Below are 26,952 nucleotides of genomic sequence, written 5' to 3'. Positions count from 1 at the left end.
GACCGCCGCAGGGCAGGAGGGCGCGGCGAACCGCAGTCCGCCCTAAGCGGCTTCCGCCGGCGGGATCGGCCGCGCGAGCAGCCGGAAGTCGTCGCCGATGCTGCGCAGGTCGTGTATGCGCAGGCGCCTGGCATCGTCCAGGCTGGCGAGCTCGGGCAGCCTGAACAGGCCCTGGGCCGCGTCGCCGACCAGCATCGGCGCGACGTAGAGAAGCAGCTCATCGACGCAGTGCTCGCGCAGCAGCGAGCCGTTCAGCCCGAGACCGGCCTCGGCGTGGATCTCGTTGAGCCCGCGCTCGGCAAGCACCTGCATCAACCTGGGCAGATCGACCTTGCCCGCGGCGTTGGGCAGGACGACGACCTGGTGGCCGTCGGCTTCCAGCGCGCGGATGCGCGGCCCGTCCTCGCTCGCCGTGACGATCAGAATGGGGTCGCCATGCAGGATGCGCGCCCGCGGCGAGATTTCGAGCCTGGCATCGACGACGATGCGCAACGGCTGACGCTCGCAGGGCACGGCCCGTACGGTGAGCTGCGGGTCGTCCTCGCGCACCGTGCCGATGCCGGTCAGGATGGCGCAGGCGCGCGCGCGCCAGCGATGGCCGTCGCGCCGGGCGGCTTCGCCGGTGATCCACTGGCTGGCGCCGTTGCCGAGGGCGGTCTTGCCGTCCAGCGTGCTCGCCGCCTTCAGCCGCAGCCACGGCCGGCCGCGCGTCATGCGCGACACGAAGCCGATGTTGAGTTCCTGCGCCTGCTGCAGCAGCAGTCCGTGCTGGGTGGCGATGCCGGCGGCCCGCAGGCGGGCGAGCCCGCGGCCGGCGACGAGCGGATTGGGGTCTTCCATCGCCGCGACCACGCGGCTGACGCCGGCCTCGATCAGTGCGTCGGCGCAGGGCGGGGTACGGCCGAAGTGGGAGCAGGGCTCCAGGGTCACGTAGGCGGTGGAGCCCTGCGCCGCGCTGCCGGCCATCGACAGTGCGTGGACTTCGGCATGGGGCTCGCCGGCGCGCCGATGCCACCCTTCGCCCACGATCCGTCCGTCCTTCATCAGGATGCAGCCGACGCGCGGATTGGGCGAGGTCGTTTCCAGCCCGCGCGCCGCGAGCGCCAGCGCCTGCGCCATCGCAGCGTGGTCAGTTGCCGAAAAGGTCATTCTCGGAATCGGCCGCCGGCTGCGCGGGCGGGCGCCCGCGCCTGGGCCGGGCCTGGACCTCGCGGATCACCTCGGAGAATTCGTCGACGTCGGCGAAGTTGCGATACACCGAGGCGAAGCGGATGTAGGCGACCTTGTCGAGCTTCTTCAGCTCCTTCATCACCAGTTCGCCGATCTTCGCGCTCGGTACCTCCTGCTCGCCCATGGACAGCAGCCGCGCCTCGATGCGGTCGACCGCCGCCTCGATCGCCTCCATCGTCACCGGACGCTTGCGCAGCGCCAGCTTCATGCTGCCGGCGAGCTTGTCGTGGTCGAACTCGGTGCGGTTGCCGTTGCGCTTGACGATGTGCGGCATCTTGAGGTCGATGCGCTCGTAGGTGGTGAAGCGCTTGTCGCACTTGACGCAGCGACGGCGACGCCTCACGACGTCGCCGTCCTCGTTCTCGCGCGTGTCGGTGACCTGGGTGTTGGGGTCGCCGCAGAAGGGGCATTTCATGGCAGGTCGGGCAGGGCTCGCGCCCCGCCGGGGCCGGTCACTTGCCGTACACCGGGAACTTCGCGCACAGCTCGGCCACCTGGCCGCGCACGCGCGCGATCGCCGCCTGGTCCTCCGGAGCGTCGAGCACGTCGGCGATCAAGTGGGCGATCTGCTCCGCCTCGATCTCGGTGAAGCCGCGGGTGGTCATGGCCGGCGAGCCGATGCGGATGCCGGAGGTGACGAAGGGCTTTTCGGGATCGTTCGGGATCGAGTTCTTGTTCACCGTGATGTGGGCGCTGCCCAGCACGGCTTCGGCGGCCTTGCCGGTGATCTTCTTCGGACGCAGGTCGACGAGGAAGACGTGGCTCTCGGTGCGGCCGGAGATGATGCGCAGGCCGCGCTCCTCGGAGAGCACGCGCGCCATCACGCGGGCATTGGCGATGACCTGTTCCTGGTAGTTGCGGAAGGCGGGGGAGGCCGCTTCCTTGAACGACACCGCCTTCGCCGCGATCACGTGCATCAGCGGGCCACCCTGCAGGCCGGGGAAGATGGCGGAGTTGATCGCCTTCTCGTGCTCGGCCTTCATCAGGATGATGCCGCCGCGCGGGCCGCGCAGCGTCTTGTGGGTGGTCGAGGTGACGACGTCGGCATGGGGAACGGGGTTCGGGTAGAAACCCGCCGCGATCAGGCCGGCGTAGTGCGCCATGTCGACCCAGAAGATGGCGCCGATTTCCCTGGCGACCTTCGCGAAGCGCTCGAAATCGATGCGCAGCGAATAGGCCGACGCGCCGGCAATGATGATGCGCGGCTTGTGTTCGCGCGCCAGCGCTTCCATCTTGTCGTAGTCGATCTCTTCCTTCTCGTTCAGGCCGTAGGCGACGACGTTGAACCACTTGCCCGACATGTTGAGCGGCATGCCGTGGGTCAGGTGGCCGCCTTCGGCCAGGCTCATGCCCATGATGGTGTCGCCCGGCTTGGCGAAGGCCATCAGCACCGCCTGGTTGGCCTGCGAGCCCGAATTCGGCTGCACGTTGGCCGCTTCGGCGCCGAACAGCTTCCTGAGGCGGTCGATCGCCAGTTGTTCGGCGACGTCGACATGCTCGCAGCCCCCGTAGTAGCGCTTGCCCGGATAGCCTTCCGCGTACTTGTTCGTGAGCTGGGAGCCCTGGGCTTCCATCACGGCGCGGGAGACGTAGTTTTCCGAAGCGATCAGTTCGATGTGATCTTCCTGGCGGCGGTTCTCCGCCTGGATGGCGGCCCACAGTTCGGGATCGACCTTGGCGAGGGTGTCTTGCGAGGAGAACATGGAGCGGACTCTGAAAAGAGAATTGATTTCGGGCAGGAATTCTATCACGGGCGGGCTTTCACGCCCCCGGGCGGCGGGCTGGCGGAAAGGCGGGGTCAGGCGTTCGGCAACTCGTCCAGCGCGTGCGCGAGATGGCGCTCGTCGCCCCAGGCGATCAGGCGCCACCGCCCGGCGTCGTGCTCGATCCAGTTCAGCGCCGCGTTCGGGATCGTGAAGTCGCGCGGCGTGTGCAGCGGCTTGCCGGCGGCGAGGCGGTGCGCGACGTCCAGCACGCCGCCGTGCGCGACGACGAGCACCCGTTCGCCGGCGTGGCGCTGCGCGATCTCGGTCAGGGCCGCGACCACGCGGGCGGCGAAGGCGGCGAGGCTCTCGCCGTCACCGGGTATCGGCTGCTCGATGTCGCGTGCCTTGAATCGTGCATAGGCTTCGGGAAAACGCACCGACGCCTCGTCATGGGTGAGCCCCTGGAACACGCCATAGTGCCGTTCGCGCAGTCGGGGCTCGGTCTTCAGCGGCTGCGGGCGGAGCCCGGCGATGGCCCGTGCGGTGGCGTGCGCGCGCTGCAGGTCGCTGCTGTACATTGCGCCGAAGCGGTGGTCCGCCAGGCTGCGCGCCGTGCTCGCAGCCTGCGCGAGCCCCCTGTCGTTGAGCGGAATGTCGATGTGTCCCTGCAGCCGCCTCTCGGCATTCCAGCCGGTCTCGCCATGGCGGACGAGGCAGATCCTGCAGCCGGCGGGGTTCGGAAAATGGATGTTCATGTTCATCGCTACGCAATCGCCCCAGGTTGGCGCAAATCCGCGCCATGCAATGGTCTGCGCGCCCTTTGGCGCCGTGTGACCCATGGGATGGTCCGTCCGGGCAGGGTCATCCGCGGAAAGTCCTGACCCCGCCGCGTGCGGGTCAGCGGCCGGCCACCTTCATCCGGTCGATGAGCAGGGAGCCGCAATGCTTGGCGCCGCGCGGCAGGGCGTCGTTGCCGACGGCGACGATGCCGCGGAACATGTCGCGCAGGTTGCCGGCGATGGTGACCTCTTCCACCGCGTGCTTGATGCGGCCCTTCTCGACCCAGAAGCCCGCCGCGCCGCGGGAGTAGTCGCCGGTGACGTAGTTCACGCCATGGCCCAGCAACTCGGTGACCAGCAGGCCGCGGTCCATCCTGCGGAGCAGCGCGGGAAGGTCGTCTTCGCCCGCACTGACGCGCAGGTTGTGCGAGCCGCCGGCGTTGCCGGTGGTCTGCATGCCGAGCTTGCGCGCCGAATAGGCCGACAGGAAGTAGCCCTGCAGCACGCCGTCGACCACCACTTCGCGGTCGCGGGTGGCCACGCCCTCGTTGTCGAAGGGGCTGGAACCGAAGGCTTTCTTCAGGTGAGGGCGCTCGGAGATGCCGACGACGGGCGAGAACACCTGCTGTCCGAGGCTGTCGAGCAGGAAGCTGGACTTGCGGTACAGCGAGCCGCCGCTGACAGCCTGCACGAAGTTGCCGATCAGCGCGACAGCGAGCTGCGCCTCGAAGATCACCGGCACCTCGCAGGTGCGGATCTTCTTCGCGCCGAGCCGCGCCAGCGCCCGCTCGCCGGCGATGCGGCCGATGTCCTCGGCCGGCATCAGATCCGCGGCATCGCGCCGGGAGTCGTACCAGTATTCCCGCTGCATGCCGTCGCCTTCGCCCGCGATCACCGAGCACGACAGGCCGTGGCGTGTGCTGGCATAGCCGCCGACGAAGCCGTGGCTGTTGGCGGAGACGAAGTGCGCCTGCTGGATCGAGGTGTTGGCGCCTTCCGAGTTGGTGATCTTCGGGCTCACCGCGAACGCCGCCTCCTCGCAGCGCCGGGCGAGCGCGATGGCCTCGTCCACGCCGATGTTCCACGGATGGCACAGGTCGAGATCGGGGCAGTCCTTCGCCATCAGCGCCGCATCGGCGAGGCCGGCGCAGGGGTCGGGGGCGGTGAAGCGTGCGATCGACAGCGCCGCGTCCACCGTCGCCTTGAGGGCCGCCTTGGAAAAATCCGAAGTGCTCGCGTAGCCGCGCTGCTGGCCCAGGTAAACGGTGACGCCGACCCCCTTGTCGCGGTTGTATTCGATGGTGTCGACCTCGCCCTTGCGCACGGCGACCGATTGGCCGAAGCCTTCCGAGACGTCGGTCGAGCAGGCCGAGGCGCCCCGCTTCTTCGCGTACTTCAGGATGTCGGTGGCAATCTCGCGCAGATGCGCCTGGGAGAAGGAAAAGCCTTGTGCGGACATGGATGGGAGCGGGTTGGGCAAGGGCTATAATCTTAACCCGTTCCCGCCAGCCCTCTACGCCGTGATGCAATCCGATTCGCGCCGCCGCCACTCCGGGCATGCCGACCCCGAGCCCGAGCCGCCCAGCAAGACCAGCCTCAAGCGCGAGATGCACGCCTTGCAGGATCTCGGCGAGCAACTCGTCGCGCTGTCGCCCGAGCGGCTCAGGAAGGTGCCGCTGCCCGAGCCGCTGTACGAGGCGATCCGGGACGCGCAGCGTTTCAAGATGGAGGCGCGCCGGCGCCAGATGCAGTACATCGGCAAGCTGATGCGCAAGATCGACCCCGAGCCTATCCAGGCCCAGCTCGACGTCTTCAACGGCAGTTCCGCCGCCGAGGTGGCGAAGATGCATCGCCTCGAACGCCTGCGCAGCGAGTTGCTGGAGGACGAGAAGGCGATCGGCACGATCGCCGAGGCCTGGCCCGACGCCGACCTGCAGTACCTGCGCACGCTGCGCCGCAACGCGCTGAAGGAGCGCGAGGCGGGCAAGCCGCCCAGGGCCTTCCGCGAGATGTTCCGCGTGCTGCGCGAACTGGAAGAGGGCGGCGCGCAGGAGGAAGACGCCGCAGGCGATGCCGGGGGCGACGACGGGCGGGCAGTTCAGTGAGCGGGCATCTGCGCATCGGCCTGGTGTCGATCAGCGACCGCGCATCGGACGGGCGCTACGAAGACCAGGGCATCCCCGCGCTGCAGGACTGGCTGGCGGCCGCGCTGGTCTCGCCGTGGAGCGCCGAGACGCGGCTGATCCCCGACGAGCGCCCGTTGATCGAGCGCACCCTGATCGAACTCGCCGACGTCGCCGGCTGCGCGCTGATCCTGACCACCGGCGGCACCGGCCCGGCGCCGCGCGACGTCACGCCCGAGGCGACGCTGGCGGTGGGCGACAAGGAGATGCCCGGCTTCGGCGAGGAGATGCGGCGCATCAGCCTCAGTTTCGTGCCGACCGCCATCCTGTCGCGCCAGGTCGCGGTGATCCGCGGCAAGAGCCTGATCGTCAACCTGCCCGGCCAGCCGAAGTCCATCCGCGAGACGCTGGAAGGCGTGCGCGCGGCCGACGGTAGCGTGCGGCACGTGGGTATCTTCGCCGCCATCCCCTACTGCATCGACCTCATCGGCGGCCCCTACGTCGAGACCGACGACGCGGTGGTCAAGGCTTTCCGGCCGAAGAGCGCGATCCGCCCGCGGCAGGCGTAGGCGCGGGCGGCGCGGCTGCGGGAGAAGGCCGGCGCGCCCTTGCGGCGGCCGGGTCTCGCGGGCCAGGGGGCTTCCCGCTACTTGTCCGTCGGCACGATGCGGATGACGCGGCCCTTGAAAGGAGGTACCGGCGGCGGCATGGACTGCTGCCGGCGCCGCTCCTGCTCGCGCCACCAGGCGCGCATGCCCAGCAGCCAGGCCAGGGCGAAGGCGTAGAGCATCGGTTCGCGCACGTCCGCCTTCACCAGCCACCAGTAGTGGACCACGCCGAGGATGGCGATGCCGTACACCGAGCGGTGCAGCGCCTGCCACCTGCGGCCGCCTAGGTGCCGGATCGACCACGCGTTGGAGGTGAGCGCCAGCGGCGTCATCAGCACCAGCGCGGCGAAGCCGACGGTGATGAAGGGGCGCTTCAGGATGTCGTGCGCGATCGCCGGCCAGTCGAAGAACTGGTCCAGCCACAGATAGGTCGCCAGGTGCGCGCAGCCGTAGGCGAACGCGAACAGGCCCAGCATCCGCCGCAGCCGCAGCAGCCAGTTGAGGCCGGAGAGGCGGCGCAGCGGCGTGACGGCCAGCGTGATGAGCAGGAAGTTCAGCGTCCACTCGCCGCTGGCGCGGGTGATCGTCTCGATCGGGTTCGCTCCCAGGGCGTCGTCCTGCCAGCCCAGCGCGAGACGCAGCGCGGGCAGCAGGCAGAGCGCGAACAGTACGGCCTTGATCCAGCCGATCCAGACCCGGCCCGGCATTCGAGGTGTCGTCGTCATGGCATAGGGCTCAGAAATTGGCGCGCAGGTCCATGCCCTGGTAGAGGCTCGCGACCTGCTCGGCGTAGCCGTTGAACATCAGCGTCGGACGCTTGCGGATCTCGCCGATGCGCCGCTCGGTCGCCTGGCTCCAGCGCGGGTGGTCGACCTGCGGGTTCACGTTCGAATAGAAGCCGTACTCATGCCGTGCGGCCTTGTTCCACGCGGTGGCGGGCTGCTTCTCGGTGAGTCGGATCGTCACGATGGACTTCACGCTCTTGAAGCCGTACTTCCACGGCACCACCAGCCTCACCGGGGCGCCGTTCTGGTTCGGCAGCACCTCGCCGTAGAGGCCGACGGTCAGGATGGTCAGCGGATGCAGCGCCTCGTCCAGGCGCAGGCCCTCGGTGTAGGGCCAGTCGAGCACCTGCCGGCGGCTCATCACCTGCGGGTCGTAGTGGGTGACGAACTCGACGTACTTCGCGCTGCCCAGCGGCTCCACCCGCTTGAGCAGGCTGGCAAGCGGGAAACCCACCCACGGGATCACCATCGACCAGCCCTCGACGCAGCGCATGCGGTAGATGCGTTCCTCCAGCGGTGCGAAACGCAGCAGTTCGTCGATGTCGAAGGTGCGCGGCTTGCCGGCGAGCCCTTCGACGCGCACCGTCCACGGGCGGGTGGCCAGGCGGCCGGCGTTTTCCACCGGATCGCCCTTGTCGGTGCCGAATTCGTAGAAGTTGTTGTAGGTGGTGACGGCCTTGTAGCCGGTTTTCTCCTCGCCCGTGCTGAACGGGGACGCGGCGAGCGGACCGAGCTTCGCTGCGGCGCCGGCCGCTTCGGCCCTGGGCAGGGCGCCGCCGATCGCGCCGGCGGCGAGCAGCAGGCCGGTGTCGCGCAGGAAGCGGCGGCGGTCTTCGAACAGGGCATGCGGCGTGATTTCGGACGGAAGGATGTCGGAGGGGCGCTGGATGAGCATGATTGCGTGGGTCGGTTGCGGTTCTTGCATCGGCGGCCGTTGTGTCGGTGGAGCCGGCACGTCCGGGACTGCGGCGGTCCTGCGCGGCGTTGTTCCTGCTGCCCGTCGATCGCCAGCAGCAGTCAGACGCGCGCGGCGGGATTCGGTTCAGGGGCCGAGCTGCCGATAGACCGCCTCGGCCACGGGCAGCAGGACCTCGCGCCGCGCCTTGCCCGACAGCGCGTAGGCAAAGCCGCGGTCTACCCAGTAGAAAACCCCGATGCCGTCCTCTTCCGCGAAGCGGAACCCGGTGCGCACGTCCTCGCTTCGCTGCGCACTGACGTAGAGCGTCAGGCGCCGGCCGGCGGCATCCTCGTACATGAACTGGGCGCCGGGGCCGGCTTCGGCGGCGAGCAGCCGGCCGCCCACCAGATCGTAGCCGTGCGCACCGAGCCTGGGAACGCGCAGCGGCGTGCCCAGGCGCTTGGACAGCCAGGCGACGAGGTGGGCCTCCTGGTCCGCGCCGACTTCCACCGGATGCCGCTGCTCCGGGCTGTAGACGGCGTGGGCGATGGCGGCGCGGCGCGCGAGATCCGTCCCCGCCGCGGCGGAGAGCGCGGGCGCCGCATCGAGGCTGGCGTAGCGGTAGCCGCCGGCCGCACCGATCAGTCCGCCCAGCATCAGCCAGCCCGCGGCGGCGGCGGCGGCCAGCGATGGCCGGCGGCGTGCGGACAAGGCCGCCCCGAGCCGCGCGGGCACCGTCTCGTGCAGCATCGGCTCGTAGGCTGCGCGCAGGCGTTCGTTGATCATGCGCCAGTCCTCCAGCTCGCGCGCCTCTTCGGGGTGGGCGGCAAGCCAGGCGTCGACGGCGGTGCGTCCGTCGGTGTCGAGGCGGTCGTCGACCCAGGCATTGAGTTCGGCGTCGGAGATGGGGGGGCGGGTGCTCATTTCACGATTCGCAGATGGGATCTGCCCGAGGACGTCGGGTGCGGCGACGCGCCCGACAGCAGGCCGCGCAGCCGGCCGCGGGCGCGCGACAGGCGCGACATCACGGTGCCGACCGGCACGCCGGTGATGCGCGCGACGTCCTCGTAGGTGAGATCCTCGAGGCCGATGAGCAGCAACACTTCGCGCTGTTCGGCAGGGAGCGCCTGCAGGGCGCGCTCCAGGTCGCGCAGCTCCAGCCCGTCGTCCTGGGGCGGGCGCGCCGGACGCTCGGGCAGTTCGGCGCCGTCGCGGTATTCGACCGCGGACACGGCACGGACTTCGTTGATGAACAGGTTGTGCATCATGGTCATCAGCCAGGCCCGCAGGTTGCCCGGGCGCCACAGCCGCCAGCGGCCGAGCGCGCGCTCCAGCGTGTCCTGCACCAGGTCGTCGGCGCGCGCGGCATCCCCCGTCAGCGCCCGGGCGTAGCGGCGCAGGCGGGGAATCTCGGCGAGCAGGTCGTCCTGGAAGGACATGCCGGCAGGGCGCGGGCTCAGGGCGCAGCGGTGTGCCAGACGCCGTTCATGCCGTCGCCGCTGCGGTCGCCGGGCTTCTGGTCCTTGCTCCAGGTGTAGAGCGGCTTGCCCTTGTACGACCACTGCATGCCACCGTCGTCGCGCGCGATCGGCTTCCAGTCGCCGGTGGGGGCGGCCGACTTGTCGGCGGCGAGCGGCGGCCAGTTGTTTGCGCAGGGGCCGTTGCACATGCTCCTGGTGGCGTCCGCCGGGTCCTTGTCGAAGGTGTACAGCGTCATGCCGGCCGGCGTGACGAGGACGCCGTCCCTGGCCATGGCCGGCGCGTCGGCGGCGTGCGCACCGGGGCCGGCGGCGGACAGGGTCAGCAGTGCGAGGGCGGCGAGCAGGCGGCTTCGAGTGTTCATGGTGTGTCTCCTTTCGGGTGTGGGGTATCCGATGAACAGGTGGCGGTCCCCGTTTATTCCCTCGCGGAGGAATTTCCCGCTGGCGCAGAGCGGCCGGGACTTGGGCTAGAATCGAAGACCATTTTCGATTTAGCACACATTTCCAGCATGCCTGCCTCCATGAAGATCCATATCGACGACGTCCGTATCAAGGAGATCAAGGAACTCGTGCCGCCGGCCCACGTGCTGCGCGAGTTTCCGGCCACGCCCCGGTCGGCCGGCGTCGCGTACGAGGCACGCCAGGCCATCCACCGCATCCTGTACGGCGCAGACGACCGGCTGCTGGTGGTCATCGGGCCGTGTTCGATCCACGACGCGGATGCGGCGATCGAATATGCGCGCAAGCTGAAGGCGGAAGCCGATCGGCTGAAGGACGACCTGCTGATCGTGATGCGGGTCTATTTCGAGAAGCCGCGCACCACGGTGGGCTGGAAGGGCCTGATCAACGATCCGTACCTGGACAACAGCTTCCGCATCAACGAGGGCGTGCGGCTGGCGCGCAAGCTGCTGTGGGAGATCAACGAGATCGGCCTGCCGGCGGGCACCGAGTTCCTCGACATGATCACGCCGCAGTACATCGCCGACCTCATCAGTTGGGGGGCGATCGGCGCCCGCACGACGGAAAGCCAGGTGCATCGGGAGCTGGCTTCCGGCCTGTCGTGTCCGGTGGGGTTCAAGAACGGCACCGACGGCAACGTGAGGATCGCGGTGGATGCGATCAAGGCCGCGCAGTCGCCGCATCATTTCCTGTCGGTGACCAAGGCGGGGCATTCGGCCATCGTGTCGACGCGTGGCAACGAGGATTGCCATGCCATCCTGCGCGGCGGCAAGAGCACGAACTACGATGCGGCGAGCGTGGAAGCGGCGTGCAAGGACCTGGCCGCGGGCGGCGTGCCGGCGAAGGTGATGATCGATTTTTCGCACGCCAACAGCCGCAAGCAGCACAGGCTGCAGATCGAGGTGGCGCGCGACGTGGCGGAGCAACTGGCGCAGGGCGACGATCGCATCATCGGCGTGATGGTCGAGTCGCACCTGAAGGAGGGGCGTCAGGACCTGATTCCGGGGAAGGAACTGGAGTACGGCAAGAGCATCACCGACGCCTGCATCGGCTGGGAGGACAGCGTGGTCGTGCTCGACGTGCTGGCCGAGGCGGTGCGCCAGCGCCGGGTGAAGCGGGCGACGCAGTTCGAGTGACCGGGCCGTTGCCGCCGAGGCATTCCGGGCCCGCCTTCGCGCGGGCTTTTTCGTGGGCCCGGCGATGAGGACCGGCGCACGGACTGGCCGCGGCAGACGCGCGGGGCATTCCCTCCGCCGGCTGCGGAACGCGCGCTGCGCGCCCGGACGGTCCTCGCCGGCTCCGGGAACCCCGCGCGCGTCTGCCGCTACCGCTGCAAAGGCTTGCCGAAGCCCGGTGCCTGCCTGTTGGACGGCCAAAGCCCATGCGCAAGATCATCCACTGCGATTGCGACTGCTTCTACGCCGCGATTGAAATGCGCGACGACCCGTCGCTCGCCGGCAAGCCGCTGGCGGTGGGCGGCCGGGCGGAGCAGCGCGGGGTGGTGGCGACCTGCAATTACGAAGCGCGCGCCTTCGGCGTGCATTCGGCGATGTCCACCGCGCGCGCGCTGACGCTGTGCCCGCACCTCATCCTGCTGCCGCCGGACTTCGCCCGCTACCGCGAGGCTTCGCGCCGCATCCTGGCAATCTACCGCGGCTACACGCCGCTGGTGGAGCCGCTGTCGCTCGACGAAGCCTATCTCGACGTGACCGGCGTCGATCGCTGCCGCGGCTCGGCGACGCTGATGGCGCAGGAGATCCGTGCGCGCATCCGCGAGGAGGTGGGCATCACCGCGTCGGCGGGTATCGCGCCGAACAAGTTCCTCGCCAAGGTCGCGAGCGACTGGAACAAGCCGGACGGGCAGTTCGTGGTGCGGCCGCAGGACGTGGATGCCTTCGTCGCCGCCTTGCCGGTGAAGAAGATCTTCGGCGTCGGCAAGGTCACCGCGGCGAAGCTGAACCGGCTCGGGGTGGAGACCTGCGGCGACCTGAGGGCGTGGAGCCTGGCCGATCTCGCGCGCGAGTTCGGCAGCTTCGGCGCCAGCCTGCACCGTCTGTGCCGCGGGATCGACGAACGGCCGGTGCGGCCGGACCGCATCCGCAAGTCGCTGTCGGTGGAAACGACGTATGCCGCCGATCTGCCCGATCTGGCGGCCTGCCGCGCGGCGCTGCCGGCGCTGATCGACGAATTCCGGCAGCGTTTCGCCCGCACCGGGGAGCCGCGGCCGGTGCACAAGGCGGTGGTCAAGATCAAGTTCGCCGATTTCAGCCAGACCACCGCCGAGTGCGTTTGCGCCGCGCCGGACGAGGCGGTGTGGATGGCGCTGCTCGACGAAGGCCATGCGCGCCGCGCGCGGCCGGTGCGGCTGCTGGGCGTGGGGGTGCGGTTCGCCGAAGGAGCGGCGCAGGACGACGGGCACGGGCAGATCGGGCTGTTCGATGACGGTCCGGCGTGCGAGGATAGCCGCGAGCCGGACAACCAAACGACAAACTGACCTTCGAGGTCACCACCATGACCGAGCCCACCTCCGCCGCTCTCGAGGACCCGCTGCCTCATCCGCCCGCCGTCGCCGTCGACGAAGCTCACGTCCCCCACGAACGCCCGGTTAGTCTGCCGGCCCTGTACAAGGCCCTGTGGCATCACGCCGCGGGCATGCGGCGCCTGATCCTGGGCGCCTTCCTGTTGTTGCTGGCGTCCCAGATCTTCAAGCTGGGGGTGCCGTGGCTGGCCGGGAATGCGATCAACGCGATCCAGTCGGGCGGGCTGGATTCGCTGCCGTCGGCGGCGCGCTGGCTGGCGCTGGTGTTTGCCGCCATCGTCGCGAGCTGGCTGCTGCACGGGCCGGGGCGCATCCTCGAGCGCAACGTCGCGCTGAAGGTGCGCGAGCGGCTGTCGGCGCTGCTGGTGGGCCGCCTGATGTCGGCGCCGCTGGCCTGGCACGAAAGCCACCATTCCGGCGAGGTCACCCACCGCGTGCAGCAGAGCACGCATGCGCTGTACGACTTCGCGCAGAGCCAGTTCATCTACCTGCAGAACACGGTGCGGCTCGTCGGGCCGATCATCGCGCTGTACCTGATCTCGCCGCTGGTGGGCTGGGTCGCGATCGTCGGCTATGGCTTGATCGGGCTGCTGATCACCCGCTTCGACCGCGTGATGATGCGGCTGGCGGTGGACGAGAACCGCGCCGAGCGCGCGTATTCGGCGGCGCTGGTGGACGTGCTGGGCAACGTGCTGTCGGTGCTCGCGCTGCGGCGCGGCGAAGGCGTGGCGCGACTGATCGGCGAGCGCCTGGTGGCGGTGTTCGGCCCGCTCAAGCGCAGCATCGTGCTGAACGAGGTCAAGTGGTGCTCGGTGGACCTGCTCGCCAGCTTGCTGTGGTGCGTCCTGGTGGCGGTCTACGCGGCCGAGGCGTCGGGGGCGATCGGCGGCGCGGCGGTGGCGGGCGCGGCGGCCGGCATCGCGCTCGGCAAGGTGTTCATGGTGTACGAGTACGCGCAGCAGGCCGGCGGGGTGATCACCGCGATCGCCGCGCATTTCCAGTCGCTGGCGCGCCAGCGCGCGGACTATGCCGCCGCGCAGCCGCTGCTCGAGGCGAAGGAGGTGGAAGTGCCGACGGTGCGTTCGTCCTCCACCGACCACTGGCAGCGCCTGAGCATCGAGGGCCTGCGTTTCTCGCATGCCGGGGCGCGCGAGGCAGCGGGTATCCGCATCGACGGCCTGGAACTGGAGCGCGGCCGCCACTACGCCCTGATCGGCCCCAGCGGCGCCGGCAAGAGCACCTTGCTGCGCCTGCTCGCCGGGCTGGACGAGGCGGCGGAGGGCTCGCTGCATTTCGACGGCGCGCGCGAATCCGATCCCGCTTCGACGCTGCGCACCATCGCGACGCTGATTCCGCAGCAGGCCGAGATGTTCGAGGGCACGCTGGCGGAGAACCTGCTGCTGGGCGGCAGCGCCGGCGCCGAGCGCATTTCGGCCGCCCTGCACGCCACCTGCGCCGATCCGCTGGTCGATGGGCTGAAGGGAGGGCTGGCGACGCGCGTCACCGAGGGCGGTTCGAACTGGTCGGGGGGCCAGCGCCAGCGTCTTGCACTGGCGCGCGGCGTGCTCGCGGCCGAAGGCTCGTCGCTGGTGCTGCTCGACGAGCCGACCAGCAGCCTCGATCCGGAGACCGAAGTCAGGGTCTATGCCCGCCTGTTCGAGCATTTCGCCGATGCGACGCTGATCTCGTCGGTGCACCGGCTGCACCTGCTCGACCGCTTCGACGGCGTGATCCTGATGCGCGCCGGCCGTGTGGAGGCGGCGGGCACCGCGTGGCAACTGGCGCAGTCGTCGGCGCTGTTCCGCGAGATGCTGGCGGCCCAGGGCGAGACCAACGGCGGCGGCTGACGGCCGCTCTCCGGCCATGCCGGGACTCGCTGCCGCGTCCGGCGCCGCTCCTGCCGGGGCCGGAAGGCGTGAACGCGTGAACGAAAACGGCGCCACCCGGAGGTGGCGCCGCTTGCACGATGGCGGTGAATCCGATCAGAAGCTGTGGCGCACGCCGAGAGCGAGTTCGGTCGCGTCGCCGAGCTTGTCGGACGAGCCGCTCTTGTCCAGCACGACGTTGGCGTACTGGCTGGCATAGGCGTACAGACTGGTGCGCTTGGACAGCCCATGGTCGTATACGACGGCGAAGCCGCTGCGGTTGTCGTCGAACTTGCGGCCGTACTCGTTCATGTTGCGGGCATCGTTCACGCGCTGATAGGTGGCCATCAGCTTGCCCGCGGTGCTCACCGGCACGGTGAGGCCGACCAGCCAGGCGTTCTCGTTGTCCGCATCCTTCTTGAAGCCGCGGTTCTTCAACTGGCCGTAGCCGAAGTGGGCCTTGAGCGCGCCGAAGTCGTAGGTGGCGCCGATCGCGATGTTGCGGGTGTCGTCGCGGTTGACGGTCGTGTTCGAATCGGCCACGTCCTTTTGATCGTAGGTCAGCACGGCCAGCAGCGGGCCGTTGCGGTAACGCAGCGCGGCGGAGACCACGGCGGTGTCGTTCTCGTTGCCCGCCGTTTCGTTGCCGTTGCCGTTGCGCGCATACCCGATCGCGCCCTGGAAGCCGGAAAAGCTGGGCGAATAGTAGAACACCGCGTTGTCGACGCGTTCGGCGACGTTGTCGTAGCCGAAGATGGTCTTCGGGTTGGCCTGCAGGTAGTTGGTGCCCCACGGCGTCACGCCGCCGGCGAACCAGTCGTAGCCCAGCGCATTCTGGCGGCCGGCGCGCACTTCACCGAAGGCGCCCGCCAGGCTGACCCAGCTCGCGCGGCCGAAGGTACGCCCGCTCTGGTCCGATTCGCCGGTGTCGGGCTTGATGCCCTGCTCGAGCACGAATTTCACATTCAGGCCGTTGCCGAGATCCTCGGTGCCGCGAAAGCCGAGGCGCGAACCGGATGAGATGCCGCTGTCGATGGCGTTGCGGTTGCTCTGGCCATCGGCGTCGCGGAAGCTGTAGCCGAGGTCCACGATCCCGTACACGGTCACGTTCGATTGGGCGTGAACCGCGCCCGAGAGGCCCGCGGCGATGGCGCAGGTGAGGAGAGTCTTCTTCACTGGTGAGTCCCGGATTATGAACGGAAAGGCTGGGCGCCCCGCGCGTGCAGGGCGTCCAGCCACATCGACTATGACGCAACAATGTTAAATTATTGTTACAATGTGCATATGTACTAGGAATTAAATGCCAAATGGGAGATGGGCGCGGCCGCGCCGCGCTTCCTTGGCGGGCTGGTCGGCCCCCGTCCTTCGGTGCCGGGTCAGGCGTTCTTCCGCTTCTGCCACAGCACGTCGCCGCGGCCGCCTGCGCGATTCAGCACGCGGCCGAGCACGAACAGCAGGTCGGACAGGCGGTTCAGGTACTGGCGGGGGCCGTCGTTGACCGCCTCTTCCTGCGCCAGCGCGACCAGTGCGCGTTCGGCGCGGCGGCAGACGGTGCGCGCATGATGGGAGAGTGCGGCGGCGCGCGTGCCGCCCGGCAGGATGAAATCCTTCAGCGGCTCGAGCGGTTCGTTCAGGCGGTCGAGTTCGTTCTCCAGGTGGGCGACCTGCTTCCCGGTGATCATGCTCATGCCCGGGATGCACACCTCGCCGCCGAGGTCGAACAGGTCGTGCTGCACGTCGGTGAGCAGGGCGCGGACGTCCTCGGGCAGTTCCTCGCACAGCAGGAGGCCGATGATCGCGTTGGTCTCGTCAACCTCGCCCAGCGCACCGATGCGCAGGCTGTTCTTCGATACGCGCCGGCCGTCGCCCAGGCCGGTGGTGCCGGCGTCGCCGGTGCGGGTGTAGATCTTGGAAAGACGATGTCCCATGGCTGTCCCTGTCGTTGGTTGACGTGAACGTCAATTATAGGGGAGCGACCCCCGGTGCGGCCTCCGGAGCGGCCACTAAGCTCATGATAGACTTGCGCATTCGCCCGCCATGCGGGCCTTTCGCTCCGAAACGACGCCAACGCCGATGAAATCCGCCGAAATCCGCGACAAGTTCCTCAAGTTCTTCGAATCCAAGGGCCACCAGATCGTGGCTTCGAGCTCGCTGGTGCCGCACGAGGACCCGACGCTGCTGTTCACCAACGCCGGCATGAACCAGTTCAAGGATGTGTTCCTCGGCTTCGACAAGCGTCCCTACACCCGCGCCACCACCTCGCAGAAGTGCGTCCGCGCCGGCGGCAAGCACAACGACCTGGAAAACGTCGGCTACACCGCGCGCCACCACACCTTCTTCGAGATGCTGGGCAACTTCAGCTTCGGCGACTACTTCAAGCGCGATGCGATCGGCTACGCATGGGAACTGCTCACCGAGGTCTTCCGGTTGCCCAAGGACAGGCTGTGGGTCACGGTGTATGCGGAGGACGACGAAGCCTACGGCATCTGGACGAAGGAGGTCGGCGTGCCCGCCGAGCGCGTGATCCGCATCGGCGACAACAAGGGCGCGCGCTACGCTTCGGACAACTTCTGGATGATGGGCGACACCGGCCCCTGCGGCCCGTGCACCGAGATCTTCTACGACCACGGCCCCGACATCTGGGGCGGCCCCCCGGGCTCGCCCGAGGAGGACGGCGACCGCTACATCGAGATCTGGAACAACGTGTTCATGCAGTTCAACCGCGACGAGCAGGGCGTGATGCATCCGCTGCCCAGGCCGTCGGTCGATACCGGCATGGGCCTCGAGCGCATCTCGGCGGTGCTGCAGGGCGTGCATAGCAACTACGAGATCGACCTGTTCCAGGCGCTGATCGGGGCCGCCGCGCGCGAGACCTCGGGCGCCGACATGGATGCGCCGTCGCTGAAGGTGCTGGCCGACCACATCCGCGCCTGTTCCTTCCTCATCGCCGACGGCGTGATCCCCGGCAACGAGGGCCGCGGCTACGTGCTGCGCCGCATCGTCCGCCGCGCCATCCGCCACGGCTACAAGCTGGGCGCGCGCGCCGCCTTCTTCCACCGCATGGTGCCGGACCTGGTCGCCGAGATGGGCGCCGCGTATCCGGAACTGAAGGCCGGCGAGAAGCGCGTGGCCGAGGTGCTGAAGCAGGAAGAGGAACGCTTCTTCGCCACCATCGAGAACGGCATGGCGATCGTCGAGGCCGAACTCGCGGCGATGGAAGCCGCCGGCGAGAAGGTCTTCGACGGCGGCACCGCCTTCAAGCTGCACGACACCTTCGGTTTTCCGCTGGACCTCACCGCCGACATCTGCCGCGAGCGCGGCGTGACGGTGGATGCGCCGGCCTTCGACGCCGCGATGGCGCGGCAGAAGGAACAGGCGCGCGCCGCCGGCAAGTTCAGGATGGTGGCCAACCTCGACTACGACGGCCCGGAGACGACCTTCCACGGCTATGAACTGCTCGAGGAGAAGGGCAACATCCTCGCGCTGTACAAGGACGGCGCGGCAATCAATGAACTCGCCGAAGGCGACATGGGCGTGGTGGTGCTCGACCACACGCCGTTCTATGCCGAATCCGGCGGCCAGGCCGGCGACCGCGGCGAACTGCGCGGCAGCGCCGGCATCTTCGGCGTGGAAGACACGCAGAAGATCCAGGCCGCGGTGTTCGGCCACCACGGCGTGGTGCGCACCGGCAGGCTGTCGGTGGGCCAGGGCGTGAATGCCCGCGTGGACGTCGCCGCCCGCCTCGCCACCGCGCGCAACCACTCCGTCACCCACCTCATGCACAAGGCGCTGCGCGAGGTGCTCGGCGCCCACGTGCAGCAGAAGGGCTCGCTGGTCGATTCCGACAAGACGCGCTTCGACTTCGCCCACACCGCGCCGATGACGCCGGAAGAGATCCGCGAGGTGGAGGAGATCGTCAACCGCGAGATCCTCGCCAACGCCGCCACCGAGGCCGCGGTGATGGCGCTCGAGGATGCGCAGAAGGCGGGCGCGATGATGCTGTTCGGCGAGAAGTACGGCGACGAGGTGCGCGTGCTGACGATCGGCTCGTCGAAGGAACTGTGCGGCGGCACCCACGTGGCGCGCACCGGCGACATCGGCCTCTTCAAGATCGTGTCCGAGGGCGGCGTCGCCGCCGGCATCCGCCGCGTCGAGGCGGTCACCGGCGAGAACGCGCTGCATTACGCCCAGGAGCAGGAGCGCCGCGTGCAGGGCATGTCGGCGCTGCTGAAGGTGCAGCCCGACGAAGTGGCCGAGCGCGTCGCCGGCATCCTCGACAACGTGCGCGCGCTGGAGAAGGAACTCGCGCGCCTGAAGAGCAGGCTCGCCTCCAGCCAGGGCGACGACCTCGCGGACCAGGCCGCCGACGTGAAGGGCATCAAGGTGCTTGCCGCCACGCTCGACGGCGCCGACATGCCGACGCTGCGCGAGACGATGGACAAGCTGAAGGACAAGCTGAAATCGGCGGCGATCGTGCTTGCCGCGGTGGCCGACGGCAAGGTGTCGCTGATCGCCGGCGTCACCGCCGACCAGACCGCCAGGGTGAAGGCCGGCGAGCTGGTGAACTTCGTCGCCCAGCAGGTCGGCGGCAAGGGCGGCGGCCGTCCCGACATGGCCCAGGCCGGCGGCACGCAGCCGGAGAACCTGCCGGCGGCGCTGGCCGCGGTGAGGGACTGGGTGGAAGAACGGCTCTGATGCGCTGACGGACGCCACGACGTCCGCCAGCGAAACGGCCCGGGAACGCCATGCGTTCCCGGGCCGTCGTTCGTTTCAGGGCTGCGGAACGGCTGCCGATGCCGGCAGCCGGCGGCTCACGCCGCCCGGATCGGATGCTTGGCGCGGAATTCGTCGATGGCGACGTAGGTCAGCTTGGCCTCGGTCACCTTCACCACCACCGGGTTTTCCGGATGGCGGCGGGCGAAGACCTCCACGTCGACGGTGACCGACGTGGTTCCCACATGCACGATCTGCGCATAGAAGCTGACGACGTCGCCGACCGACACCGGCTGCTTGAAGACGAAGGAATCCACCGCCACCGTCGCCACCCTGGAGCGTGCCTGGCGGGTGGCGGGGACGGCGCCGGCGATGTCGACCATGGACATGATCCAGCCGCCGAACACGTCGCCGGCCGGATTCAGGGCGGCCGGCATCGGCACGACGCGCAGCACGAGTTCCTTGTCGGACGGCGGCTCGGTGCATCCGGCCACTGCTTTCTCCAGGCCGATTCCGGTGACTTCGCGCTTGCGTCCCTCGCGGTCCATCGCGACGTAGGTCAGCCGCGCCTCGGTCACCTTCACCACGAGCGGGTTGGCCGGGTGGCGCTCGGCGAACACGTGGACGTCGACGGTGATCGAAGATCTGCCGACCGTCGCCACCGTAGAGTAGAAGCTGACCACGTCGCCCACCGACACCGGCTGCTTGAACACGAAGGAATTCACCGCCACCGTCACCACGCGCGAACGTGCATGGCGGATGGCGGGAATCGCCCCGGCGACGTCGACCATCGCCATGATCCAGCCGCCGAACACGTCGCCGGCCGGGTTGAGGTCGGCGGGCATCGGCATCACGCGCAGCGCGAGATGTTCGTCGGGCGGGATTTCGCCGGCGGTCGCGGGATGGTCGGCCATGGAGTTCTCCTGTAGCGGGCGGGCAGAGGTCACGAGCGGAGATCATGCCAAGAAATGCCTGGCCCATGTTGGCCCCGGCGCCGCGCCTGCGGAGGAGGGCAGGGCCGGCATGCCGCCGGCCGGCTGCTGCAAGGGGCCGGCGCGGCGACGGATCGGAACGGGGGCTTCAGAACGGCAGCTTCAGGCCCGGCCACACGCCGTCGATGGCGTCGCGGAAGGCGGCCTGGATGCGCGCCAGGGCCGCCGCGTCGTCGGCCTCGAAGCGCAGCACCACCACCGGCGTGGTGTTCGACGGGCGGGCGAGGCCGAAGCCGTCGGCATATTCGACACGGACGCCGTCGATGGTGATCGTCTCCTCCGCGCCGTCGAAGCGCGCCGCTTCCTTCAGGCGCTTCACCAGCTCGAAGGGCTCGCCCTCGGCCATCTTCAGGTTCAGCTCGGGCGTGCTGACCGCGTTCGGCAGTGCCTTCAGCGCGGCATTGGCGTCGGCGCGGGCGGACAGGATCTCGAGCAGGCGAGCGCCCGCGTACAGGCCGTCGTCGAAGCCGTACCAGCGCTCCTTGAAGAACATGTGGCCGCTCATCTCGCCGGCCAGCGGCGCGCCGGTCTCCTTCAGCTTGGCCTTCACCAGCGCATGGCCGGTGTTCCACATCGTCGGCTTGCCGCCGCGCGCGCGCACCCAGCCGGCGAGGTTGCGGGTGCATTTGACGTCGAAGATGATCTCGCCGCCCGGCACGCGGGAGAGCACGTCCTCGGCGAACAGCATGAGCTGGCGGTCGGGATAGATGATCTCGCCGTCCTTGGTGACCACGCCGAGGCGGTCGCCGTCGCCGTCGAAGGCCAGCCCCAGTTCGGCATCGGTGTCGCGCAGCGCACGGATCACGTCCTGCAGGTTCTCGGGCTTGGAGGGGTCCGGATGGTGGTTGGGGAAGCGGCCGTCGACCTCGCAGAACAATTCGACGACTTCGCAGCCCAGGCGCTGGAACAGCGCGGGGGCGATGCCGCCGGCCACGCCGTTGCCGCAATCGACGACGATCTTCATCGGCCGCGCCAGCTTCACGTCGCCGGCCACGCGGTCGAGGTAGGCGGCGGTGACGTCGGCCTGCGTCAGGCGGCCCTCGCCATGCGCCAGGTCGCCGTCGGCGATGCGGCGGCGCAGTGCCTGGATCATGTCGCCATATAGCGTCTGGCCGCCGAGCACCATCTTGAGGCCGTTGTAGTCGGGCGGATTGTGGCTGCCGGTGACCGACACGCAGGAGTCGCAGCCGAGCTGCCAGGCGGCGAAGTAGGTGAGCGGCGTCGGCACGCAGCCGATGTCGATGACGTCGACGCCGGCGGCGCGTATGCCGTCGGCCAGCGCACCGGCCAGCGCCGGGCCGGAGAGGCGTCCGTCGCGGCCGACGGCAACCGCCTTCTGGCCGCGGGCCACGGCCTCGGAGCCGATGGCGTGGCCGATGGCGCGTACCGCCTCGGGCGTGAGCACGGTGTCGACGATGCCGCGGATGTCGTAGGCCTTGAAGATTTCCGCGGCGGGCAGGGCGTAGGGGCGTTGGGTCATGTGTGGGTCCGGATGGGGCGGGTGATCGGCGGCGTGGGACGGTATTCTCGCTGCGGCGCAGCATGGGCAAGTATGTCATGCACCATTGTGCAGTTTCGTGTCGAAGTGCTTCAGCAGCCGCCGGGCGAGCCAGTCCTGGTCGCCCGGCCAGGGGCCGCCGATGAAGCCGACGTGGCCGCCGCCGGCCGGACATTCGAAGACGACCGCAGGCGGCAGGTCCTCTTTCGCGGGCAGGGCCGCCGGCGGGACGAAGCTGTCGTTGGCCGCGCCGAGCAGCAGCGTCGGGCAGGCGATCGCGTGCAGCCAGGGTTTGCTCGAAGCGCGGCGCCAGTAGTCGTCGGCGCCGGTAAAGCCGTGCGCGGGCGCGGTGTAGGCGTCGTCGAAGTCGTACAGCGTGCGTGCGCGGCGGATGCGCTGTGCGTCGAACAGTCCGGGGTGGCGTGCGCACTTCTCCAGCGCCTTGCGCCTGAGCGTGGCGAGGAAGTGCAGCGCGTAGAGGCGGTTGAAGCCGTGGCCGAGGGCATGGCCGGAGACGGTCAGGTCCAGCGGCGGGCAGACCGCGGCGGCGGCGTGCAGCAGTACGCCCGCCCGCGGGCCGCGCTCGCCCAGCCATTTCAGCAGCGCGTTGCCGCCCAGCGATACGCCGGCGGCGAACAGCGGAGCGCCGCCGGCCAGCCGGTGCAGGCGCTGCAGTATCCAGTCGATCTCGTCGCTGTCGCCGGAATGGTAGGCGCGCGCCAGCCGGTTCGGCGTACCGGAGCAGCCGCGGAAGTGCGGCACCACGCCGCGCCAGCCGCGCCGTGCCAGCGCACGCATCAGGGTGCGCGCGTAGTGCGACCGGCTCGAGCCCTCGAGGCCGTGGAACAGCACGACCAGCGGCGCATCCGCGGCGCCGCCCTGGACCCAGTCGAGGTCGATGAAGTCGCCGTCCGACGTGTCCCAGCGTTCGCGCCGGTAGGCGGGCAGCGCGCCCTTGCGCGCCAGCGGCCAGATCGTCTGCAGGTGGCCGCCGGGCAGCCACCATGGCGCGCGGTAGGCAGACGGCCCGCTCATCGGCCTTCAGTGCACGATGCGCGGCGCCAGGTCGGCGACCGGATTGCCCTCGGGCACCGGGGAGGCGTGATGCATCACCATGCGCCAGCCGAGCGCGCCGCGCAGGTAGACGTTGGTGGCGGCGATCAGCGGGCTGCGCCGGCGCGCCTCGTCGATGCTGATGCGCTCGAACACGCTGTGCACCGCCATCAGCGCGTTGCCGGTGACGACCGCCTGGCTGACCTCGACGCCGAGCCGCACGCCGTTGCCCATCATCTGGCGCCAGATCTCGCGGATGCCGGCGAGGCCGACCAGGCGCGGGCCGCCCGGATGGATGCACACCACCTCGTCGTCCTCCGCCCACACCGACATCATCTTGTCGAGGTCGGAGCGGGCCAGTGCGTCGTAGAAGGCGGCTTCCGCGTCGGCGGACGAGGTGTAGATCGGCTTGCTCATGGGTTCTCTTCGCGGGACGGTCGGGCAGGGGAAAGGGGCCGGCGGGGCCCCAAAAGCACACGGGGGCGTCAGCCCCCGCGCTTCATCGACCGCCGGGCGTGCGCCGGGTTCAGTGGTGGCCCTTCGGACGCTCGCCGGCGAACACGTAGTGGGCGCTGCAGTACGGGCAGACTACCTCGCCGGTCTTCAGCACGTCGAGGAACACGCGCGGATGCCGCGCCCACAGCGGCGCGCCGGGCAGCGGACAGTGGAGCGGCAGATCCTTGGCATGGATGACGACGGCCTGCGTCTTGTCGGTGTTCTCTACCATGGCGGGTCCCTTTCAGATGTAAGCGAGCCAGTTGTCGTATTCGGGCGCCCGGCCGCCGACCACCTCGAAGAAGCGCGCCTGGATCTTGCTCGTGACCGGGCCGCGGCGGCCTTCGCCGATCTTGCGGTCGTCGAGTTCGCGGATCGGCGTGACCTCGGCGGCGGTGCCGGTGAAGAAGGCTTCGTCGGCCAGGTAGATGTCGTCGCGGGTCAGGCGCTTGGTGACGATCTCGTAGCCGAGTTCGCGCGCGATCGCGTGGATGGAATCGCGCGTGATGCCGGTCAGCGCGGAGGCGATCTCGGGCTCGTAGATCCTGCCGTCGCGCACGATGAAGAGGTTCTCGCCCGCGCCCTCGGCGACGAAGCCCTGGTTGTCGAGCAGCAGCGCCTCGTCGTAGCCCTGGCGGGTGACCTCGAGGTTGGCGAGGATGGAGTTCGGATAGGTGCCCGACAGCTTGGCGCGCGGCATCGTCGAGTTGACGTGGTGGCGGGTGTAGGACGACACCTTCACGCGGATGCCCTTCTCCAGGCCCTCCTCGCCGAGGTAGGCGCCCCACGGCCAGGCGGCGACGATCACATGCACCCTGGCGCCGATCGTCGAGATGCCCATCTTCTCGGAGCCGTAGAAGGCCAGCGGGCGGATGTAGCAGGATTCGAGCTTGTTGGCGCGCACGACCTCTTTCTGCGCTGCCATGAGTTCATCCCTGGAGTAGGGGATGTCCATCATGTAGATCTTGGCGGAGTTGATCAGGCGCTGGGTGTGCTCGGCGAGCCGGAAGATGGCGGTGCCCTTGGCCGTGTTGTACGCGCGGACGCCCTCGAATACGGCCAGGCCGTAGTGCAGGGAATGGGTCAGCACGTGCGTGGTCGCCTCGCGCCACGGAACGAGCTTTCCGTCTTGCCAGATGAAACCGTCGCGGTCAGCCATGGACATGATTCGGATCTCCAACTCGAGAGGTGTTTGAAGTGCCCCGGCCGTGCCGGGCAGAATTCCAGGATTCTAGCGCAAAGGCGAACGCCGAATGCGCCGGACCGCGTTCGCGGCCTTGGGCCGGCCAGCGGCGCGTTAGAATTCCGCCTTCTTGTCGATGGAGCGCCTCGCATGGATCGCAGTTGGAAACCCAACGTCACCGTCGCCGCGGTCGTCGAGCGCGACGGGCGCTTCCTGCTGGTGGAGGAGGAAACCCCCGAGGGGCCGCGCTTCAACCAGCCCGCGGGGCACCTGGAGAAGGGCGAGTCGCTGCTCGAGGCGAGCGTGCGCGAGGCGCTGGAAGAGACCGCGCACCACTTCGTGCCGGAGTTCCTGGTCGGCGTCTATCAGTGGCCGCGTCCGCAGGGCGACATCACCTATCTGCGCTTCGCCTTCGGCGGGCGGGTGGCGGGCGAGGAGGCCGGACGGCCGCTGGACGCGGGCATCCTGCGTCCAGTGTGGATGACGCGCGACGAGCTGGCCGCCACCCGCGAGCGCCATCGCAGCCCGTTGATCCTGCAATGCGTGGACGACTGGATCGCCGGGCGGCGCTATCCGCTCGATCTGATCCGGCATTACGCCTGAGCCCGGCCCGCCGATGCGCCGTCTGCTGCCGGTATTGATCCTGTCCGCCGTGGCGGCTGCCGCGTCCGCCGCGCCGCGCGCCGCCGCCACGGTGCCGGCGAAGGCGCTTCCGGCGAAGGTGCTTGCCGTCGCGCCGCAGTCCGTGCCGTCCGTGCCCGCGATCGAGCCGGCTGCCGACGACACTTTCCGGATCTGCTTCAACTACGGCTGCCTCACCGAGCGCGACATTTCGGTGCCGGGGGCGACGCTCGACACGATCCGCGGGCGGCTGGAGGCCGCGCCCGATGCCGCGGCCGAGCGCGAGGCGCTGGCGCAGGCGGTGGGCATGCTGCTGGCGGTGGCGGGACGGCAGACGCCGGTTGCGGCCGACCGCGCGGGCAATTTCCTGGACCAGGAGGTCGAGGGGCGGATGGACTGCATCGATCATTCGACCTCGACCACGCGCATCCTCGGGCTGCTCGAAGCGCACGGCTGGCTGCGTTTTCATCGCGTGCTGGAGCCGGCGCGGCGCACGCGGCTGATCCTGCAGCACTTCGGCGCAGTGGTGGAGGAGGTCGCTCCGCGCCTGCAGGAGCGGGCGACGGAGAAGGCGGTCGAGGTGCCGGACCACGTTCCGGTGCTGCTCGCGCTGTGCGACTGCGCCGGGGCGGCGAACGACGCCGGGCGTCCGGACGAGCGCGCCGGCCGGGCGGAGATGGCGGAGGCGAGGCCGGGCGACCGTTACGTGATCGACAGTTGGTTCGTCGACAATGGCGAAGCGGCCATCGTGCTGCCGCTCGCCGAATGGCTAGATGGAGGTGGACCGGATGTCCAGTAAGCAGGACCCGAACGGGATGAGGGTGGTGGTCGGCATGTCCGGCGGGGTGGATTCGTCGGTCACTGCGCTGCTGCTCAAGCAGCAGGGCTACGCGGTGACGGGCCTCTTCATGAAGAACTGGGAGGACGACGATGACGACGAGTACTGTTCGACCCGCCAGGATCTGGTCGACGTGGCGTCGGTGTGCGACGTCATCGGCATCGATCTCGAAGTGGTCAATTTCAGCGCCGAGTACAAGGACCGCGTGTTCGCCGATTTCCTGCGCGAATACGAGGCGGGGCGCACGCCGAACCCCGACATCCTGTGCAATTCCGAGATCAAGTTCCGCTGCTTCCTCGACCATGCGATGCAGCTCGGCGCCGAACGCATCGCCACCGGCCACTACGCCCAGGTGCGCGAATGGAACAACGACGGGCGCACCGAATACCAGTTGCTGAAGGCCGAGGACGGCACCAAGGACCAGAGCTACTTTCTGTACCGCCTCACCCAGGCGCAACTGGCGAAGACGATGTTCCCGCTGGGCGCGCTGTACAAGCGCGAGGTCCGCAGGATCGCCGAGCAGGCGGGCCTGCACGTGGCGGCGAAGAAGGATTCGACCGGCATCTGCTTCATCGGCGAGCGGCCGTTCCGTGAATTCCTGATGCGCTACCTGCCCACCCGGCCGGGCGAGATCCGCGCGCTCGACGACGACCGCGTGCTCGGCGAGCACCAGGGCCTGATGTACCACACCATCGGCCAGCGCAAGGGCCTCCTGATCGGCGGCATCAAGGGCAACCAGGACGAGGCCGGCGAGCACGACGCGTGGTACGTGGCGAAGAAGGACGTCAAGGCCAACGTGCTCTACGTGGTGCAGGGACACGACCATCCGGCGCTCCTGAAGGAGCGCCTGACCGCCACCGACCTCAACTGGATCGCCGGCCGCGCCCCCCACACGCACTGGGTCTACACGGCGAAGCCGCGCTACCGCACGCCCGACATGCCGTGCGAGATCGATTCCATCGCCGGCGGGCGCGCCGAGATCGCCTTCGCCCAGCCGCAATGGGCGCTCACGCCGGGCCAGAGCGTGGTGGTCTATGAGTCCAGGGTGTGCCTGGGCGGGGGCGTGATCGCCTGAGTTCCGCCGGT

Annotated in this window: 27 protein-coding genes and 1 pseudogene; 9 read left to right on the top strand and 19 right to left on the bottom strand. The window is 69.2% G+C overall.

Translation table 11 applies throughout. The features are described from left to right. Positions 1-42: 42 nt before the first annotated feature. From ribD to pmbA, 5 genes are all read right to left on the bottom strand, one after another. A complete protein-coding gene (gene ribD / locus CCZ27_RS13680) occupies positions 43-1,149 on the bottom strand; it encodes a bifunctional diaminohydroxyphosphoribosylaminopyrimidine deaminase/5-amino-6-(5-phosphoribosylamino)uracil reductase RibD (protein WP_096449017.1) in 1,107 nt (368 codons plus the stop codon). Next, positions 1,130-1,645 carry a transcriptional regulator NrdR gene (gene nrdR, locus CCZ27_RS13675; protein ID WP_096449015.1) on the bottom strand — a complete coding sequence of 172 codons (516 nt, stop codon included), beginning with the start codon at positions 1,643-1,645 and terminating at the stop codon, positions 1,130-1,132. Before nrdR ends, ribD begins: the two co-directional genes overlap by 20 nt. Before the next feature lie 37 nt (positions 1,646-1,682). Then, a complete protein-coding gene (gene glyA / locus CCZ27_RS13670; RefSeq protein WP_096449013.1) occupies positions 1,683-2,933 on the bottom strand; it encodes a serine hydroxymethyltransferase in 1,251 nt (416 codons plus the stop codon). A gap of 95 nt (positions 2,934-3,028) precedes the next feature. Next, positions 3,029-3,697, bottom strand: coding sequence for a histidine phosphatase family protein (locus CCZ27_RS13665; protein ID WP_232516409.1), 669 nt, complete (start codon positions 3,695-3,697; stop codon positions 3,029-3,031). Between the two features lie 136 nt (positions 3,698-3,833). Then, positions 3,834-5,174 (bottom strand): metalloprotease PmbA, encoded by a 1,341-nt coding sequence (pmbA, locus tag CCZ27_RS13660; protein WP_096449011.1) that lies wholly within the window; start codon positions 5,172-5,174, stop codon positions 3,834-3,836. Positions 5,175-5,238: 64 nt separating this feature from the next. Here pmbA and yjgA point away from each other — a divergent pair, with 64 nt between their 5' ends. Together yjgA and mog are read left to right on the top strand one after the other, a co-directional pair. Further along, a complete protein-coding gene (yjgA, locus tag CCZ27_RS13655; RefSeq protein ID WP_096449009.1) occupies positions 5,239-5,820 on the top strand; it encodes a ribosome biogenesis factor YjgA in 582 nt (193 codons plus the stop codon). Beyond that, positions 5,817-6,407 (top strand): molybdopterin adenylyltransferase, encoded by a 591-nt coding sequence (gene mog, locus CCZ27_RS13650; RefSeq protein WP_096449007.1) that lies wholly within the window; start codon positions 5,817-5,819, stop codon positions 6,405-6,407. The genes yjgA and mog overlap by 4 nt, the downstream gene beginning before the upstream one ends. Before the next feature lie 77 nt (positions 6,408-6,484). Here mog and msrQ read toward each other — a convergent pair whose 3' ends face one another. The 5 genes from msrQ to CCZ27_RS13625 all read right to left on the bottom strand — a co-directional run bounded on the left by msrQ (position 6,485) and on the right by CCZ27_RS13625 (position 9,972). Next, the gene (gene msrQ, locus CCZ27_RS13645) at positions 6,485-7,171 is read right to left on the bottom strand and encodes a protein-methionine-sulfoxide reductase heme-binding subunit MsrQ (RefSeq protein ID WP_232516408.1); all 687 of its coding nucleotides are present in this window, start codon (positions 7,169-7,171) and stop codon (positions 6,485-6,487) included. Positions 7,172-7,181: 10 nt separating this feature from the next. Continuing rightward, entirely contained in the window at positions 7,182-8,126 is a 945-nt protein-coding gene (gene msrP, locus CCZ27_RS13640; protein WP_096449003.1) for a protein-methionine-sulfoxide reductase catalytic subunit MsrP, read from the bottom strand. Between the two features lie 147 nt (positions 8,127-8,273). Beyond that, positions 8,274-9,053 carry an anti-sigma factor family protein gene (locus CCZ27_RS13635; RefSeq protein ID WP_096449001.1) on the bottom strand — a complete coding sequence of 260 codons (780 nt, stop codon included), beginning with the start codon at positions 9,051-9,053 and terminating at the stop codon, positions 8,274-8,276. After that, positions 9,050-9,568 carry a sigma-70 family RNA polymerase sigma factor gene (locus CCZ27_RS13630; protein ID WP_096448999.1) on the bottom strand — a complete coding sequence of 173 codons (519 nt, stop codon included), beginning with the start codon at positions 9,566-9,568 and terminating at the stop codon, positions 9,050-9,052. Before CCZ27_RS13630 ends, CCZ27_RS13635 begins: the two co-directional genes overlap by 4 nt. A gap of 17 nt (positions 9,569-9,585) precedes the next feature. Then, positions 9,586-9,972: a COG4315 family predicted lipoprotein gene (locus CCZ27_RS13625; protein WP_096448997.1), complete on the bottom strand. Its 387-nt coding sequence runs from the start codon at positions 9,970-9,972 to the stop codon at positions 9,586-9,588. Between the two features lie 147 nt (positions 9,973-10,119). Here CCZ27_RS13625 and aroG point away from each other — a divergent pair, with 147 nt between their 5' ends. The 3 genes from aroG (at position 10,120) to CCZ27_RS13610 (ending at position 14,455) form a co-directional block, all read left to right on the top strand. After that, positions 10,120-11,205, top strand: coding sequence for a 3-deoxy-7-phosphoheptulonate synthase AroG (gene aroG / locus CCZ27_RS13620; RefSeq protein WP_096448995.1), 1,086 nt, complete (start codon positions 10,120-10,122; stop codon positions 11,203-11,205). Positions 11,206-11,450: 245 nt separating this feature from the next. Then, the gene (gene dinB, locus CCZ27_RS13615) at positions 11,451-12,563 is read left to right on the top strand and encodes a DNA polymerase IV (RefSeq protein ID WP_096448993.1); all 1,113 of its coding nucleotides are present in this window, start codon (positions 11,451-11,453) and stop codon (positions 12,561-12,563) included. 17 nt (positions 12,564-12,580) lie between these two features. Then, entirely contained in the window at positions 12,581-14,455 is a 1,875-nt protein-coding gene (locus CCZ27_RS13610) for an ATP-binding cassette domain-containing protein (protein ID WP_096448991.1), read from the top strand. Positions 14,456-14,590: 135 nt separating this feature from the next. Here the strand turns inward: CCZ27_RS13610 and CCZ27_RS13605 are convergent, their stop codons facing one another. Both CCZ27_RS13605 and CCZ27_RS13600 read right to left on the bottom strand, forming a co-directional pair. Then, the gene (locus CCZ27_RS13605) at positions 14,591-15,649 is read right to left on the bottom strand and encodes a porin (protein WP_157748584.1); all 1,059 of its coding nucleotides are present in this window, start codon (positions 15,647-15,649) and stop codon (positions 14,591-14,593) included. A 200-nt stretch (positions 15,650-15,849) separates the two neighbouring features. Further along, the gene (locus CCZ27_RS13600) at positions 15,850-16,401 is read right to left on the bottom strand and encodes a cob(I)yrinic acid a,c-diamide adenosyltransferase (protein WP_096448987.1); all 552 of its coding nucleotides are present in this window, start codon (positions 16,399-16,401) and stop codon (positions 15,850-15,852) included. Between the two features lie 145 nt (positions 16,402-16,546). Here CCZ27_RS13600 and alaS point away from each other — a divergent pair, with 145 nt between their 5' ends. Next, complete coding sequence (alaS, locus tag CCZ27_RS13595) at positions 16,547-19,168, top strand: alanine--tRNA ligase (protein ID WP_096448985.1); 2,622 nt, start codon at positions 16,547-16,549, stop codon at positions 19,166-19,168. A 116-nt stretch (positions 19,169-19,284) separates the two neighbouring features. On the opposite strand, the gene CCZ27_RS24335 is transcribed toward alaS, so the two are convergent. From CCZ27_RS24335 to CCZ27_RS13565, 7 genes and pseudogenes are all read right to left on the bottom strand, one after another. Next, positions 19,285-19,623 (bottom strand): acyl-CoA thioesterase, encoded by a 339-nt coding sequence (locus CCZ27_RS24335; RefSeq protein WP_232516668.1) that lies wholly within the window; start codon positions 19,621-19,623, stop codon positions 19,285-19,287. An 81-nt stretch (positions 19,624-19,704) separates the two neighbouring features. Continuing rightward, positions 19,705-20,037: pseudogene (locus CCZ27_RS24760) on the bottom strand (acyl-CoA thioesterase); the annotation flags it as partial. A 229-nt stretch (positions 20,038-20,266) separates the two neighbouring features. After that, positions 20,267-21,658 carry a phosphomannomutase/phosphoglucomutase gene (locus tag CCZ27_RS13585; RefSeq protein WP_096448981.1) on the bottom strand — a complete coding sequence of 464 codons (1,392 nt, stop codon included), beginning with the start codon at positions 21,656-21,658 and terminating at the stop codon, positions 20,267-20,269. Between the two features lie 75 nt (positions 21,659-21,733). Then, entirely contained in the window at positions 21,734-22,711 is a 978-nt protein-coding gene (locus CCZ27_RS13580) for a hydrolase (protein ID WP_096448979.1), read from the bottom strand. Between the two features lie 6 nt (positions 22,712-22,717). Then, on the bottom strand, positions 22,718-23,146 hold the full coding sequence (locus tag CCZ27_RS13575) for a YybH family protein (protein WP_096448977.1): 429 nt from the start codon (positions 23,144-23,146) through the stop codon (positions 22,718-22,720). 109 nt (positions 23,147-23,255) lie between these two features. Next, the gene (locus tag CCZ27_RS13570; RefSeq protein WP_096448975.1) at positions 23,256-23,456 is read right to left on the bottom strand and encodes a zinc-finger domain-containing protein; all 201 of its coding nucleotides are present in this window, start codon (positions 23,454-23,456) and stop codon (positions 23,256-23,258) included. 12 nt (positions 23,457-23,468) lie between these two features. After that, on the bottom strand, positions 23,469-24,389 hold the full coding sequence (locus CCZ27_RS13565) for a branched-chain amino acid transaminase (protein ID WP_096448973.1): 921 nt from the start codon (positions 24,387-24,389) through the stop codon (positions 23,469-23,471). Between the two features lie 168 nt (positions 24,390-24,557). Between CCZ27_RS13565 and CCZ27_RS13560 the strand changes: the two genes are divergently transcribed. Genes CCZ27_RS13560 through mnmA form a run of 3 tightly spaced genes read left to right on the top strand, consistent with a single transcriptional unit; the run spans position 24,558 to position 26,941 of the window. Continuing rightward, entirely contained in the window at positions 24,558-25,010 is a 453-nt protein-coding gene (locus CCZ27_RS13560) for an NUDIX hydrolase (RefSeq protein ID WP_096448971.1), read from the top strand. A gap of 13 nt (positions 25,011-25,023) precedes the next feature. After that, positions 25,024-25,827, top strand: coding sequence for a hypothetical protein (locus CCZ27_RS13555; RefSeq protein ID WP_232516407.1), 804 nt, complete (start codon positions 25,024-25,026; stop codon positions 25,825-25,827). A gap of 16 nt (positions 25,828-25,843) precedes the next feature. Further along, positions 25,844-26,941: a tRNA 2-thiouridine(34) synthase MnmA gene (gene mnmA, locus CCZ27_RS13550; RefSeq protein ID WP_096452560.1), complete on the top strand. Its 1,098-nt coding sequence runs from the start codon at positions 25,844-25,846 to the stop codon at positions 26,939-26,941. Positions 26,942-26,952 lie beyond the last annotated feature (11 nt).

Origin of the sequence: Thauera sp. K11, from assembly GCF_002354895.1 — a bacterium.
Taxonomy (GTDB): Bacteria; Pseudomonadota; Gammaproteobacteria; order Burkholderiales; family Rhodocyclaceae; genus Thauera; species Thauera sinica.
The sequence above is the reverse complement of the archived record's forward strand: the minus strand, read 5'-3'. Positions and strand labels throughout refer to the sequence as shown.

Bases quoted from the DNA above. Each gene is read 5' to 3' on its own strand.
- msrP (WP_096449003.1), bottom strand. From the start codon at position 8,126: ATGCTCATCCAGCGCCCCTCCGACATCCTTCCGTCCGAAATCACGCCG.
- aroG (WP_096448995.1), top strand. From the start codon at position 10,120: ATGCCTGCCTCCATGAAGATCCATATCGACGACGTCCGTATCAAGGAG.
- CCZ27_RS13665 (WP_232516409.1), bottom strand. From the start codon at position 3,697: ATGAACATGAACATCCATTTTCCGAACCCCGCCGGCTGCAGGATCTGC.
- pmbA (WP_096449011.1), bottom strand. From the start codon at position 5,174: ATGTCCGCACAAGGCTTTTCCTTCTCCCAGGCGCATCTGCGCGAGATT.
- CCZ27_RS13630 (WP_096448999.1), bottom strand. From the start codon at position 9,568: ATGTCCTTCCAGGACGACCTGCTCGCCGAGATTCCCCGCCTGCGCCGC.
- CCZ27_RS13625 (WP_096448997.1), bottom strand. From the start codon at position 9,972: ATGAACACTCGAAGCCGCCTGCTCGCCGCCCTCGCACTGCTGACCCTG.
- msrQ (WP_232516408.1), bottom strand. From the start codon at position 7,171: ATGACGACGACACCTCGAATGCCGGGCCGGGTCTGGATCGGCTGGATC.
- glyA (WP_096449013.1), bottom strand. From the start codon at position 2,933: ATGTTCTCCTCGCAAGACACCCTCGCCAAGGTCGATCCCGAACTGTGG.
- CCZ27_RS13575 (WP_096448977.1), bottom strand. From the start codon at position 23,146: ATGAGCAAGCCGATCTACACCTCGTCCGCCGACGCGGAAGCCGCCTTC.
- yjgA (WP_096449009.1), top strand. From the start codon at position 5,239: ATGCAATCCGATTCGCGCCGCCGCCACTCCGGGCATGCCGACCCCGAG.
- CCZ27_RS13570 (WP_096448975.1), bottom strand. From the start codon at position 23,456: ATGGTAGAGAACACCGACAAGACGCAGGCCGTCGTCATCCATGCCAAG.
- nrdR (WP_096449015.1), bottom strand. From the start codon at position 1,645: ATGAAATGCCCCTTCTGCGGCGACCCCAACACCCAGGTCACCGACACG.
- CCZ27_RS13635 (WP_096449001.1), bottom strand. From the start codon at position 9,053: ATGAGCACCCGCCCCCCCATCTCCGACGCCGAACTCAATGCCTGGGTC.
- CCZ27_RS13585 (WP_096448981.1), bottom strand. From the start codon at position 21,658: ATGACCCAACGCCCCTACGCCCTGCCCGCCGCGGAAATCTTCAAGGCC.
- CCZ27_RS13600 (WP_096448987.1), bottom strand. From the start codon at position 16,401: ATGGGACATCGTCTTTCCAAGATCTACACCCGCACCGGCGACGCCGGC.
- dinB (WP_096448993.1), top strand. From the start codon at position 11,451: ATGCGCAAGATCATCCACTGCGATTGCGACTGCTTCTACGCCGCGATT.
- alaS (WP_096448985.1), top strand. From the start codon at position 16,547: ATGAAATCCGCCGAAATCCGCGACAAGTTCCTCAAGTTCTTCGAATCC.
- mnmA (WP_096452560.1), top strand. From the start codon at position 25,844: ATGAGGGTGGTGGTCGGCATGTCCGGCGGGGTGGATTCGTCGGTCACT.
- CCZ27_RS13580 (WP_096448979.1), bottom strand. From the start codon at position 22,711: ATGAGCGGGCCGTCTGCCTACCGCGCGCCATGGTGGCTGCCCGGCGGC.
- CCZ27_RS13565 (WP_096448973.1), bottom strand. From the start codon at position 24,389: ATGTCCATGGCTGACCGCGACGGTTTCATCTGGCAAGACGGAAAGCTC.
- ribD (WP_096449017.1), bottom strand. From the start codon at position 1,149: ATGACCTTTTCGGCAACTGACCACGCTGCGATGGCGCAGGCGCTGGCG.
- CCZ27_RS13560 (WP_096448971.1), top strand. From the start codon at position 24,558: ATGGATCGCAGTTGGAAACCCAACGTCACCGTCGCCGCGGTCGTCGAG.
- CCZ27_RS13555 (WP_232516407.1), top strand. From the start codon at position 25,024: ATGCGCCGTCTGCTGCCGGTATTGATCCTGTCCGCCGTGGCGGCTGCC.
- CCZ27_RS13610 (WP_096448991.1), top strand. From the start codon at position 12,581: ATGACCGAGCCCACCTCCGCCGCTCTCGAGGACCCGCTGCCTCATCCG.
- CCZ27_RS24335 (WP_232516668.1), bottom strand. From the start codon at position 19,623: ATGCCGGCCGCCCTGAATCCGGCCGGCGACGTGTTCGGCGGCTGGATC.